12 protein-coding genes are annotated in these 13562 nt (G+C 49.1%); 4 read left to right on the top strand and 8 right to left on the bottom strand.

Annotated elements, in window-relative coordinates; genetic code table 11:
* Positions 1-18: 18 nt before the first annotated feature.
* The 6 genes from IV40_RS03845 to IV40_RS03870 form a co-directional block, all read right to left on the bottom strand.
* Entirely contained in the window at positions 19-1098 is a 1080-nt protein-coding gene (locus IV40_RS03845) for a carbamoyl phosphate synthase small subunit (protein WP_057769058.1), read from the bottom strand.
* Entirely contained in the window at positions 1095-2381 is a 1287-nt protein-coding gene (locus IV40_RS03850; protein ID WP_057769059.1) for a dihydroorotase, read from the bottom strand. The genes IV40_RS03845 and IV40_RS03850 overlap by 4 nt, the downstream gene beginning before the upstream one ends.
* Positions 2378-3316: an aspartate carbamoyltransferase catalytic subunit gene (locus IV40_RS03855; protein WP_057769060.1), complete on the bottom strand. Its 939-nt coding sequence runs from the start codon at positions 3314-3316 to the stop codon at positions 2378-2380. The genes IV40_RS03850 and IV40_RS03855 overlap by 4 nt, the downstream gene beginning before the upstream one ends.
* 327 nt (positions 3317-3643) lie before the next feature.
* Positions 3644-4252 carry an anaerobic ribonucleoside-triphosphate reductase activating protein gene (nrdG, locus tag IV40_RS03860; protein WP_236698011.1) on the bottom strand — a complete coding sequence of 203 codons (609 nt, stop codon included), beginning with the start codon at positions 4250-4252 and terminating at the stop codon, positions 3644-3646.
* 1 nt (position 4253) lies between these two features.
* The gene (nrdD, locus tag IV40_RS03865) at positions 4254-6452 is read right to left on the bottom strand and encodes an anaerobic ribonucleoside-triphosphate reductase (protein WP_057769061.1); all 2199 of its coding nucleotides are present in this window, start codon (positions 6450-6452) and stop codon (positions 4254-4256) included.
* A 158-nt stretch (positions 6453-6610) separates the two neighbouring features.
* Positions 6611-7108, bottom strand: coding sequence for a GNAT family N-acetyltransferase (locus tag IV40_RS03870; RefSeq protein WP_057769062.1), 498 nt, complete (start codon positions 7106-7108; stop codon positions 6611-6613).
* Between the two features lie 173 nt (positions 7109-7281).
* Between IV40_RS03870 and IV40_RS03875 the strand changes: the two genes are divergently transcribed.
* Complete coding sequence (locus IV40_RS03875; RefSeq protein ID WP_057769063.1) at positions 7282-7845, top strand: sugar O-acetyltransferase; 564 nt, start codon at positions 7282-7284, stop codon at positions 7843-7845.
* A 170-nt stretch (positions 7846-8015) separates the two neighbouring features.
* Here the strand turns inward: IV40_RS03875 and IV40_RS03880 are convergent, their stop codons facing one another.
* Together IV40_RS03880 and IV40_RS03885 are read right to left on the bottom strand one after the other, a co-directional pair.
* Positions 8016-9005, bottom strand: a complete 990-nt coding sequence (locus tag IV40_RS03880) for a Gfo/Idh/MocA family protein (RefSeq protein ID WP_057769064.1) — start codon at positions 9003-9005, stop codon at positions 8016-8018.
* 1 nt (position 9006) lies between these two features.
* Entirely contained in the window at positions 9007-9678 is a 672-nt protein-coding gene (locus IV40_RS03885) for a ribose-5-phosphate isomerase A (protein WP_057769065.1), read from the bottom strand.
* A gap of 163 nt (positions 9679-9841) precedes the next feature.
* Here IV40_RS03885 and IV40_RS03890 point away from each other — a divergent pair, with 163 nt between their 5' ends.
* The 3 genes from IV40_RS03890 to IV40_RS03900 all read left to right on the top strand — a co-directional run bounded on the left by IV40_RS03890 (position 9842) and on the right by IV40_RS03900 (position 13492).
* Entirely contained in the window at positions 9842-11758 is a 1917-nt protein-coding gene (locus IV40_RS03890; protein ID WP_057769066.1) for a PTS fructose transporter subunit IIABC, read from the top strand.
* Positions 11759-11792: 34 nt separating this feature from the next.
* Positions 11793-12632 (top strand): MurR/RpiR family transcriptional regulator, encoded by an 840-nt coding sequence (locus IV40_RS03895; RefSeq protein ID WP_057769067.1) that lies wholly within the window; start codon positions 11793-11795, stop codon positions 12630-12632.
* Positions 12633-12754: 122 nt separating this feature from the next.
* Complete coding sequence (locus IV40_RS03900) at positions 12755-13492, top strand: sulfite exporter TauE/SafE family protein (protein WP_057769068.1); 738 nt, start codon at positions 12755-12757, stop codon at positions 13490-13492.
* Positions 13493-13562 lie beyond the last annotated feature (70 nt).

The raw sequence follows: 13562 nt of genomic DNA on the forward strand, positions 1-13562 counted from the left end.
GGTTGCCGCTCCCTTCGCTTATTTAGCCGGACGCTTTTTAAAGGCGTCCATCATTTCAACAAATTCATCGAATAAATGATCCGCATCATGCGGGCCCGGTGTCGCATCCGGATGGAACTGGACGGAAAAGGCCGGATAACGTTTATGCCGCAAACCTTCGATCGTGTGATCGTTGATTTCGACATGTGTGACCAACAACTGCGCCGGATCAATCGAATCAGGATCGACGGCATAGCCATGGTTCTGCGACGTAAAGTCGATGCGGCCGGTCGCAATTTCCCGAACGGGATGGTTGAAGCCCCGATGGCCGAACTTCATCTTGAACGTGTCAGCGCCATTCGCTAAGGCAAATAACTGATGGCCTAAACAAATCCCGAACAGCGGCACTTGGCCCTGAATGCCCCGAATCATATCGAGCGCATCCGGCAGGTCTTTCGGGTCGCCAGGCCCATTGCTCAGCAGCACACCGTCCGGATTGAGGTCTAAAATCGTGGCGGCAGTAGTGTTATACGGCAAAACGGTGACGTTGCACTGCCGTTTCGTCAATTCCCGTAAAATGCTGTATTTCAAGCCAAAATCGATTACGACAACTTTGTGGCCCTTGGCTGGGCTTGGATACGGTTTGCTGGTCGAAACCTGCTGAACATTATTGGTGGGCAGTTCTAAGGCTGCCAACTTTTCAAAAGTCGTGTCATCGACCGTGTCGACAATCGCCGCCTTCATCGAACCAGCCGTCCGCAAATGTTTGGTCAGCCGGCGGGTGTCGACGCCGGTAATGCCAGGAATGTGCTTCTTCTGAAGCCATGTATCAAGCGACATCTGATTGCGCCAATTGCTGGCCCGGCGAGCGACTTCATGGACGACGACCCCTTTGCAAGTTGGTGCAATTGATTCGTAGTCGTCACCGTTGACGCCGTAATTGCCGATCAATGGATACGTAAACGTGATAATCTGACCGTTATACGATTGGTCGGTAATCGTTTCCTGATAACCGGTCATGCCGGTGTTGAAAACCACTTCGCCAGTCGTGACACTGGGATCGCCAAACCCTTCACCAGCGAAAACTGTGCCGTCTGCTAATACTAAATACCGTTTCATTGCAGCTCACCTCTCTGATAAACCGGCTGGCCGCCCACAAAGGTCGCCAGCGTGCCGCCATAAACTTTTGTCCCCAAAAATGGGGTATTCTTGCCTTTCGAAACCAATTGCTCCGCCGTAATTGTCTGTTGGTGCGCTAAATCAAAAACGGCAAGGTCGGCTGTGTGCCCGACTTTGAGTTGCGGAGCCGGCACATTGAATAATTTTGCCGGCCGTGCACTCATCCACGCAATCAGCTGGCCGAGTGTAAATAATTTCGTTCGCACAAAGCGGGTGTACAGCAGGCTGAAGGCATTTTCACTGCCGACAATCCCGAACGGCGCCTTCAAAATACCTTGGTCCTTTTCAGCCTGCGTATGCGGCGCATGGTCAGTCGCAATGCAATCGACCGTTCCGTCTAAAAGCCCAACCACCAAGGCCTGCCGATCGCTTTCGCTGCGTAACGGCGGATTCATCTTGAAATTGCTGTTGTCAGTGTCCGGAATATCCTGGTCGCTCAGCAGCAGATGGTGCGGTGCAGCTTCGCAGGTGACATTGACACCGGCCATTTTGGCCATTCGAATCATCTGGAGCGACTCGGCCGTCGATACATGGCAGACATGGTAATGCACCCCAGTCGCTTGAGCTAAAACCAGGTCACGTGCTAATTGGGCCGTTTCGGCCGTCTTATCGATGCCCGGCAGGTTCAATTCCTGTGCTCGTGGTCCGGCGTTAATGACGCCGTGATTGAACAAACTGACATCTTCGACATGGGCCGCTAACGGCAGACCTGTTTTTTCGATGCCCTGCATCGCCAAGTACATCGTTTCGGCTGATTGGATTCCTGAACCATCATTCGAAAAGGCGAAGGCACCAGCTTTTTGCAAAGCGGCGAAATCAACTAGTTTATCGCCGGTCCGACCCATTGTGATCGGCGCATACTGACCGATGCGCACCTTGCCCGCTGTCTGATTCCGTTTGATTTGGGCAGTCATTGCGGCCGGCGTATCGGTCGTTGGGGTAATATTCGGCATCGCACCGACAAAAGTGAAACCGCCATGAGCGGCCGCCGCACTCCCCGTTCGAATCGTTTCCTTATCGGTCTGACCAGGATCCCGAAAATGAACATGGACGTCGACTAAACCAGGACTGATGAAGCCGCCCTCTAAATCGAGCACCGTCGCATCTGCTGGCGTGTCTAAGTGAGCGGCCATCGCCGTAATCGTCTGCCCGTCAATCAAGATATCTTGGGGCTGCAGGCCATGCTGACCTAAAATGTGCCCATTTTTTAACAGGTATGTCATTTGAGTCCTCCTAATTGATTGCCCCGCAGGACGCTTTCAATCATCGCCATCCGCATGAAGACGCCGTTTTGCATCTGAGTCACAAATTTCGACTGCGGACTTTCGACCAGCTCGCTGGCCATTTCGACGCCTCGGTTGATGGGACCAGGGTGCATCATAATGGTCGTCGGCTTCATTTTGGCGGCTCGTTCAGTGGTCAATCCGTATTGCTGGGCGTATGTATCGGCATTGAAGCTCGCATTGGCGGCTTGGTTCAGACGTTCATGCTGGACCCGCAGGAGCATCATCACATCCATGTCGCCGATCAGATCGTCAAGCGGCTGCCATTGACCGAAGGCATCAAACTTCGGGTCGTACCATTCTTTGGGACCGGAGAAGTAAACTTCAGCACCTAATTTATTAAGAATTTCCATATTCGAACGAGCCACACGTGAATGGTTCAAATCGCCGACAATCGCCACTTTCAAGCCTTTAAAGCGGCCGAAACTTTCATGAATCGTCATCATGTCCAGCAGACTCTGGGATGGATGTTCGCCGCTGCCATCGCCGGCATTGATTAAAGCAACCGGCAGATTCGGCTGGTTCAGCAATTGTTTGTAATAGGCATTTTCACTGTGACGGATAACTAGCAGACGAATGCCGATTGCCGCTAAGGTCAAGCAAGTATCATATAGTGTTTCGCCCTTTTTCATCGAACTGGCCTGCGGATTGAAGTCGATGACCGACACGCCTAATTTGCGTTCGGCCATGTCAAAACTCGTATGCGTCCGGGTGCTGTTTTCAAAGAACAGGTTAGCTGCATATACCGGCGAACTGACCTGCAGCTGGGCGCCGTTTTTAAATGCCTCTGCTCGTTCCACAAGTGCCTTGACTGTCTGCACATCTAAATCTGCCATTGAAACAATTGCTTTTGCTCGAACCAATGAATCTGTCATGGTGTGAATTTCCTCCTTATTTTAAAAAAACGCATCTCACTGATTGTTCTCTCAGCAAAATGCGTTCGCAGGGTACACGGGTGCCCTTTTAACAACCATTCTGCTCTCTCTGGAGACAATTAAATCGTTCTGGTAATCCACCAACTTTCCGATCCTTGGCACAAAAAAATTCGCTTACCATGCGGCAAGCGAATTGTGAGTGATCCGTTTATGGCTAGACTGCTGCCACCGGACCAATTCACCTTACTAGCCTCACGGGACTAATGTTAAAGGATCTCGTTGTTCAATTTCGTTAAGCATACTGAATTTAAAGGCGTCTGTCAACACCTATTTAATCAATCGGGGCCATAAAACGACTTTGTGCTGGGCCAATGACTCTGGCACGGCGATAATCCGCTGGTTGGCGCTGCCTCTGAACTGCAGCGTCAAGTCTTTCTGGTCTTCAAGGAAACGACCGTCGACCAGAATATCGATCAAGCTCAGCAATTCTTTCTTATCAGCGGATTCTTTTTGTAATTCATCCCAAGTATAACCAGTCCACGACCAGACATCCTTCTCATGCCCGAATTCTTTGCGAATCCGTTTGACCAGTTTCAGGCAGACTTGCGTATTAAGGAACGGTTCGCCGCCCAATAACGTCAATCCCTGAACATAGCTTTGCCCCAAGTCTGCGATAATCTGGTCCTCCAGTTCTTGGGTATAAGGCGTCCCGTAGCGGAAATTCTGGGCGGCCTTGTTGTAGCAGCCGGGACACATGAATTTGCAGCCCGATACATACAAACTGCAGCGCACGCCTTCCCCATCGACAAAGTTGAAGGGTTTGTAGCTGGCGATATACTGCTGACTCAGGTCTGCGGCCAGCCATTCTTGCGGTTTAGGATTCATCGGTTTCAATTTGCGTGGTTTGAGGTGGCGCATATGCAATGTTTCGCTCATTCTATTCTCCCTTGCCGTCAAGTGCTTCGTCATCGTTGCCGAGCCGCATGTGCTTGACCCGATGGATAATTTCCTGATGCCGGCCATACACCATCGGCCGCTGGTTCGGATTGCCTAAATAGCCGCACGTCCGCTTGACAACATCACACGTCTGCGGGTCGGTATTGCCGCAATCTGGGCATTTAAAGCCCCGTTCAGTGGGCACAAACTCGCCTTTGAAGCCGCACTTGAAACATTGGTCAATCGGCGTGTTCGTACCGAGATAGCCGATTTTATCATAGGCATAGTCCCAGACCGCTTCGAGCGCCTTCGGATTCTGCTTCAGATTCGGATATTCGCAGTAATGAATAAACCCGCCGGCACTGTATTTCGGATAGGCACTTTCGAAGTCGATTTTCTCGAACGGCGTCGGTGCTTTGCGGACATCATAATGGAAACTATTGGTGTAATAACCTTTGTCGGTAATATTCGGAATCGAGCCGAACTTTTTTAAATCGGCTTGACAGAAAGTGTTGGTCAGGCTTTCGGCCGGCGTCCCGTAAACACTGAAATGATAACCGTATTCTTGTTCCCAATCCTGGCAATGCTCATACAGCGATTTAACAACGTTGACAGTGAATTGTTTGGCAACCGGATTCTTCTCCCAATCGGGGCCGAAGAATGCTGTACCGACTTCATACAGGCCGATGTAGCCCAATGAAACGGTAGCTCGGCTGTTCTTGAACAATTCATCGACGCTGTCCGTCTTCTCGAGCCGTTTTCCGAACGCCCCATATTGATAGAGAATCGGCGCATTTTCGGGTTTTGCTTGTTTAGCTCGTTCGACTTTGAAGACGAGCGCTTCTTTGCAAATCGCCAGCCGTTGTTCAAGGATGGTCCAGAATTTGTCCTGGTCGCCCTTTGCTTCTAACGCAATGCGTGGCAGGTTGACCGTCACAACGCCCAGATTCATCCGGCCGGCGTTGACTTCATTGCCATTTTCATCCTTCCAGCCTTGCAAAAAGCTGCGGCAGCCCATCGGTGCCTTGAACGAGCCGGTCAATTCGACGATTTTATCATAGGAAAGCACATCCGGATACATGCGTTTGGTGGCACATTCAACGGCGAGCTCCTTCACATCATAATTCGGGTCGCCTGGTTTTAAGTTGAGACCCCGTTTCAATGTAAAGACCAGCTTCGGAAAAATAGCCGTCCGGCGTTCCTTGCCTAAGCCTTCAATCCGGACTTGCAGAATCGCCTTCTGAATCGCACGTTCAATCCAGCTGGTCCCCAAACCAAAGCCCAGCGTCGTAAACGGCGTCTGTCCTTGTGAGGAATATAAGGTGTTGATTTCATATTCGAGCCCCTGCATCGCATCATAAATGTCCTTGAGGGTCCTTTCCTTCGCAAACTGCTTGCGTTTTTCGGAATCTTCAATCCACTTATTCGCATCGTTCAGGTGTTTTTGATAATTCTTTTCGGCAAACGGCGCTAAAAATTCATCGGCTCGGTCGGCAGAACAGCCGCCGTACTGGCTGGACGCCACGTTGGCGATGATTTGGCTCATCTGCGCCGTCGCCGTTTGAATGGAATGCGGCGGTTCGACTTCGGCATTGCCAATCTTGAAGCCATGCGTCAGCATCTCCTTGAAATCGATCAGACAGCAGTTCGTCATCGGACTATACGGCTGATAATCGAGGTCGTGCCAGTGGATGTCTCCCTTTAAATGAGCATTGGCAACATCCGGCGGCAGCATTTTGAGCCCGATTGCTTTGGCAACGGTCCCGGCCGTCAGGTCACGCTGGGTATTGAAGACTTCGCTATCTTTATTGGCATTTTCATTGACGACGTTGCGGTCCCGATGCAGCAGTTTCTGAATCGTGACGTTAATATCCGTCGCATTTTCACGCTGATGTTCTTTTTTAATCCGGTAAGCTTGATAAGCCGTCGCAATATCATCGAGATGTGCAGCCTGCAGCGTCTGTTCGACTAAGGTCTGAATATCCGCAACGGCAACTTCGGTTTGATACTGCTGGGCGAGCTGGGCTGTAACCTGATCGCTGACGGCGGCAAGTTGATTGGTTAATTCAGTTTGATTCACATCTGCGCCGCTTTGCTGGGCTGCTTTCGCAAGCGCAGCCGTTAATTTGGCTTGATCGAACGGCAAACGCCGGCCATCACGTTTATGGACTTGTAATTGGATTGTTTTTAATTCTGGCATACGTGTGTTCCCCCTCGAGATGTACCCCTTTATTCTACAGAGCATTTCAGATGAATACAATATCTTGTATCCGAATAATGATTAAATACCATATATAGCATTAAAAAGGACCATGACAATCGCGTCATGGTCCTGCTTTATTCTTTTGTTAAATTACATTACGAAAAATGGCGGCCTAGAATATCAAGGCTCCGCCGCTGCCCGTCCATGACGGCAACGTTCGGTAAATGGCCCCACGTCTTGAAGCCATTGCGTTTGAACAGCTTCTGACTGGGTGTGTTGTGGCTGAAAATATACGCCACGACCGTATCAAGCTGCAGCCGGGGCAGCTGACTAAAGATAAAATTCAAGGTCTGCTGGCCCACCCCCTGATGCTGAATAGTCGCATCCAGATAAATACTGATTTCGGCCGTCCGCTGATACGCCGGACGCCCATAGAAAGATTCAAGGCTGACCCAGCCGACGATTTGTCCGTCCTGCTTCAAGACCCAGATCGGCCGGCGATCCGGATTGAAAGCAGCAAACCAAGCTTGTTTGGAAGCGACTGAAACGGGTTCAAGATCGGCGGTTGCCAGCCGGTTGGGAATGCTCTGATTATAAATGGCCACGATACGGGATAAATCGGCCTGACGTGCATTTTCAAATTGAATCATCATTGGCTCGCCTCGATTAAAAACAATATAACTAGCATACCGCCTGTAACGCCGCTTTGTACAGCTTCAATTTTCAGCGGATTCGTCCGTTTTCACTGTATAACGCCGTTATGCCGATTTTTGACACTTGACTTAAACTGCTGTTTAAGTGGTACGTTAAGGCTGAGGTGAAAAACATGACACAAAGTGAATTAGATAAATTAAAGGCCGGTCAGCCGTATTATTTCCTGGACCCAGCGATCGTTGCTCAGAAAGCACATGCTGCTAAGCTATGTGAAGAATTCAATGCGATTTCCGCCACTGACGCAGCCGCACAAACTAAAAAAATTAAGGAAATTTTCGGTTCAACCGGCGAACGTGTTTCCGTTCAGGCCAATTTCAACTGCGATAATGGCCAGAATATTCACGTTGGCGAAGACTTTCTCAGCAACTATAACCTGACTATTCTGGACATTGCGCCCGTTACAATCGGCCACAACGTTATGATCGGCCCGAACGTCGATATTTACACCGTCAATCATCCAATGACGCCTGAGGGGCGCGCTGCTTACAAGGCACAAGGTTTTCCAGTGACCATCGGCAATAACGTCTGGATTGGCGGCAAGGCGACAATCACACCTGGCGTGACGATCGGCAATAATGTCATCGTTGCCGCTGGAGCTGTCGTTACCAAAGACATTCCTGACAATACTTTGGTCGGCGGTGTGCCCGCTAAAAAAATCAGATCATTGGCGGACTAAAAAGGGCGTGTGTCAAAAGTCTTTTTTGACTTTGGCGGCACGCGTTTAATAAGACTAATTTAGCAAAATAAAAAGTTTCTAAACTGCAATTTTTTGCAGTTTAGAAACTTTTTTTGTAAAAGAGGCGCTTATATCACGGCCTCTTTTGGGCGTAATTGAAGAAAACACACTTAATCCTCATTATCAAACGGATATTTCATGCCCCACGCATTGCGGACACTGTCCAAAATATGGGCGACATCATGCGAAATAGCCAGCTGCCCATCATCATGCCCCTGTTCAATGTAGCGCTGCATATCACGTACTTCATACCGAAGCGCCTGATCGGCATCGCCGCCGGTCAGCGTCTGATGCTGTTCTTGATGCGCATCACCGGTATACGTGATTTCAGCCGCAGTCGCACGTGGATAATTATTGATTTCGACGTACCCTTTCGTTCCCGAAACGACACCACGTTTCGGCTGCTTGGCCCGCATTGACAAGGCCATCACGGCCATCTGTTCCTGGTCATTCTTCAAAATGATTCCGGACTGCTCATCGACACCCGTTTCAAAGAACTTAACGGTCGTTGAAATGGCATTCGGCTGACTCGCTAAGAACTGCCGGGCAAAGGCAGTTGCATAGCCACCGATATCGAGCAACGCCCCGCCAGCTAAATCTTTATTAAAGAAGCGATTCTTCGGATCATAATCCTTCAAACTGCCGAAGTTGACCTGAACTAACTTAATTTGGCCTAAGTCGCCGTTTGCAATCAGGTCATGGACTTGTTTGTAAACAGGCATGTGATATAACGTAAACCCTTCCGTCAGAATCAAGTGCTTTTCCTGCGCCATTTTTTGCACTTCATCAAACTGGCGGGCATTAACAGTGATTGCTTTTTCACAGAAGACATGCTTGCCAGCGGCCAAAGCGGCCTTGATGTAATCAAAATGGTATGTATGCGGCGTCGCAATGTAAATAATATCGACCTTCGGATCCTCAATCATCTTTTGAGCATCTAAATAGGTTTTTTGAATGTGCTTTTCGGCCGCAAACTTATTCAGCATTTCTTCATTAACATCTGAAACGGCGTATACTTCACCGTCAACATCATTGATTGCATCGGCCATTTCATGTGCAATCCAACCGGTTCCAATCATACCCCAATTATATTTTTTCATTTTAAAAACCTTCCTTTCGATAGTGCTTGACGGTACCATCTGGTGCAAACGTCAAGACCTGAGTGACTAAATTCGCAAAATAAGACGTAGCAACGACCCCGTTCTGACGGCTGACGGCCGCATTGAAATTGCCAATGTCGAACCAATCATCAGCCTGACAATCGACCAGCAGGTTTCCAGCCGGTGTGCGGGCCCAACTAGCAACTTTTTCGCCCGCACGGACTTCAGCCTGGTAACCTTGTGTTTGGATAAACTGCAGAACTGTTTCAGCGGCAATCGGTGCCACTTCGATTGTTAGTGGGACGGCCGGATTCAAAGCTGGGCGCCGCCGATCGGCCGGTACCAGTAAAATGTATTCCTGACTGCGTTCGGCATAGGCCTTTTCTGCCAAGAAAATGCCGCCATTGCTCTTGAGCGCATGAAATGCGGTATCAACACTGTCGCAACCATCAAACGCCAAATCGATGTGCGTGTCCGGTGTCAATGCGGTGACTGCTAAACCCAACCGCCGACAATTTTGCCGAGTCAGTTCTGACGGCGAATAAAAAGTCAGGTTCAAGTCAGTCCGTTTGGCAAGCGCTGCGGTCAGGTTAGCGACGTTATGGCCGCCGCCAAGACCAATCTGCATGTGCGGCTTAATCAATGCAAGTGCCGTTTTAATTATTGGTTCCAATCACGAATCACCTTCCACATTTGAAATTATATTTCATGAATAAATATATTATGAAATTATAGATTTGTCAAATAATTTTATTTAATTGACTTTTCGAAAAAATTTAGCTATATTTGTGGCATAATAATTTCATATAAAAAATAAAAAGGAAAGTGAATTTCAGATGGACATTCGTAAATTATTAAAGCCCAACCTTATGCTTCTCGATTTAAAAGCAGCAGATCAATCTGCCGCCATCGATGAAATGATTACGTCACTTTTTGTAAACGGTATCATTGACGACCAAGCCGCTTTTCGTGTCGATATTTTAAAACGTGAGGCCGAAACCTCAACTGGAATCGGTGCCGGCATTGCGATTCCCCATGCTAAAAATGCGGCCGTCAAAACACCGGCCGTTTTATTTGCCCGCAGCAAGTCCGGCCTTGATTATCATTCATTGGACGGCCAGCCGACGCATCTCTTCTTTATGATTGCCGTGCCCGCTAATGCCAATAACACTCATTTGGAAGCACTCGCTAGTTTGTCGGCGCTCCTACTCGATTCGCAGCTGATTGAACAATTAAAAACCGTCGCTACACCGGACGATGTTCAAGCTGCTTTTAAAGCTGCCCAGGAACGGCAGCACCAGCAAGATGCCGCTGTGGCCGCTGCTGACTCCCACCCCGATTTTCCGCAGGTACTCGCCGTTACGGCTTGTCCCACCGGAATTGCCCATACATATATGGCCGAAGCCGCTTTAATCAAGGCTGCCGATCAGCTCCACGTCAGTATTAAGGTCGAAACAAACGGCTCCGAAGGCGTTAAGCACCGTTTGACCGATTCGGAAATTGCCCATGCAACTGGTATTATTGTAGCCGCCGACAAAAAAGTGGCCATGGAGCGTTTCGACGGCAAACACCTGCTTCAAGTCCCCGTCGTCGCCGGCATCAAAAAACCAGCTGAACTGATTCAAGACACACTCGCTCAAAAGGGGCCGCTTTATCATGCCGGTCATACCAGCGAAGCCCCAGCTGAAGCTGCTGACGACGAACCCAGCGGCATCTGGCATCATATTTATCAAGACCTGATGAACGGGATTTCAAACATGCTGCCATTTGTCGTCGGCGGCGGAATTATCATGGCCATCTCGTTCATGGTCGAACAATATTTGGGCAAAACATCACTCGCTTTCACCTTCCTCAACTCGTTGGGGACCAACACCTTCAGTTTCCTGATTCCAATCTTAGCCGCTTATATTGCCGTTTCAATCGGCGACCGGCCCGCACTGATGCCGGGCTTTGTCGGCGGCTACATGGCGACCTTGCCCGCAGCCAGCGTCGTCAAATCGACTGGGAGCGCCGGGTTTATCGGCGGCATCATCGCCGGTTTTTTAGCTGGTTATCTGATTTTAGGACTCAAAAAATTATTCGTCCATCTGCCTAAATCATTAGAAGGTCTGAAACCCATGATTCTATTCCCAGTTCTAGGGCTTCTTAGTATCGGTTTACTGATGTTTTTCATCATCGATCCGATTTTCTCAGTCGTCAATCTTTTCCTCGTTCACATTTTAACGACAATGGGCACTGCGAATGCAATTCTGATGGGGGCCGTTTTAGGCGGCATGCAGGCCGTCGATCTGGGTGGTCCCGTCAACAAAGCGGCCTACACAACGGCAATCGGGGTTCTCTCCGAAACCGGCAACGGTAGTATGATGGCTTCCGTTATGATTGGCGGCATGATTCCACCGCTTGCGATTGCTTTAGCCACGACACTTTGGAAGAATAAATTTACCCCCGACGAACAAAAAGCTGGTTTAAGCAATTACATTTTGGGGATTTCCTTCATTACCGAAGGCGCGATTCCATTTGCAATTGCCGACCCGCTGCGTGTAATCACCTCCAGTGTGATTGGTGCCGTTATCGGCGGCGGACTCGCTCAGCTCTGGAAAGTCAGTGTACCCGCACCGCATGGCGGCTTGTGGGTCATCCTGCTGGTTCACCATCCTTTCGGGTTCATCGCTGCATTGATCATCGGGGCTGTTATTGCCGGCGTTATCTACGGAATTTGGAAACCACGTCTAACCCCAAATGTGGTAAAGTAGAAATCAAAGCAACCACAAAGGAGCACGACGGTTCATGGAAAATGACAATATCATCGATGTGATTTACGGCAATTTAGGGACCATGACACAGTCCGACAAAAAAATTGCCAAAACGATTCTGGCTGACCCTAGTCAAGCCGTCAACGACACCATCGCCGAATTAGCGAAAGCAGCTGCTGTCAGTGAAGCTTCCATCTCGCGTTTCTGCAAAAATCTTTCGTTAGACGGCTTCCATCAGCTGAAAATCGAGCTTGCTAAGGTGGCCGACAAAGAATCCGCTTATTATGATGAAATCAACATCGACAATGTGCAGCAGGCTTTGAATACGATTAGCAGTAATAAAGTTACCGAAATCAAAAACACATTAGCCAGTTTCAAAACACCAGTTGTTAAAAAAATCCTGCATCTGATCGATTCTAGCCGCATCGTCCAGGTCGTCGCAGAGGGCAATACCTTTCCTGTGGCGGCTGATGCAATTTACCGGTTCAATCAGATCGGCATCTTAACGATTGGGGCCGAAGCTTGGGAAACTTCGATTGGCCAAACGCTGAATTTGCAAGCCGCCGACACGCTGCTGGTCATTTCCAATTCGGGCGAAGCTAAATCGCTGCTCAAACAAATTGAAGTCGCTAAACAGCGTGGCATGAAGGTGATTTCGATTACCAATCGCAAGGATTCGCCGATTGCCCTCAAGTCTGATTTCCATCTCCGGACATCGGTACGCCAGCAAGTCCTTAATTCGGAATACTATTTCTCACGTGTGGCGGCGATGACAGTTACCGAAGCCCTTTTTCTGCTGCTGATTGCCGAAGACCGTAAACGTCTGAGCGATATTCAGCAGCATGAGGATATCATTTCAAGTTTAAAAATTTAAACGCAGTCCTTGAGTTGCGGCCTTCCTCTTCGGGGCGCAATTCTTTTTTTCATTTTTCCCAATCTTCTTCCTGAAAATTAAGTATACTTAACACAGAACAAACATTGGGAGCTGACTGAGAAGTGTTGTGGATCATTTTAATTATTGTGGGGATTTTGGCGGGGATTTGTAATGCCGTCGCTGGTTTAGCATCGCTGGTGGCCTATCCAGCGCTGCTCGTCCTGGGGCTGCCGCCGATTGCAGCCAACGTCACCGACACGGTCGCCCTCATATTTTCGGGTGTGGGCGCTACTTTGTCGTCGCAGCGGGAATTACATGGCTCGCATAAAGAATTATGGACGTTTCTGCCGATTACTTTACTGGGCTGTATTTGCGGCGCACTGCTCTTGTTTGCCATCCCTGAACAGGCGTTTGAGAAAATCGTGCCGTTCTTTATCCTGTTTGCGGCAATTGCTGAACTGGCTCCGCATAAACGGCGGCCGCAGCTTGTTTCGGCGCGTGCCCGTGCTTTGGCTTATCTCGGTGTCTTCTTTGTCGGCGTCTATTCTGGTTATTTCGGCGCAGCCGCTGGGGTCCTGATGCTGGCGCTGCTTGGTGTCATTAGCACCGAACCGTTCGTCAAATACAATGCCGAAAAGAACGTTATTTTTGCCGTTGCCAACGTCATTTCGGCCATTATTTATGGCTTACATACCAAATTATTATGGGGCTGGATTATTCCACTGGCTGTTGGCTTCTTAATCGGCGGCTACATTGGGCCGATCATCGTGCGGCATTCGCCCGTTCGAGTCCTCAAAATCGTCATCGGCGTCGGCGCCGTCATCCTGGCAATCAGTTTAGGCATCCAAGCCTATTTCTAAACGAAAAATGACTCTTTAAATGCAATTTTTGCATTTAAAGAGTCATTTTTGTTTGAACAGAATAAATTTG

The organism is Lactobacillus selangorensis, assembly GCF_001437205.1.
GTDB lineage: Bacteria > Bacillota > Bacilli > Lactobacillales > Lactobacillaceae > Paralactobacillus > Paralactobacillus selangorensis.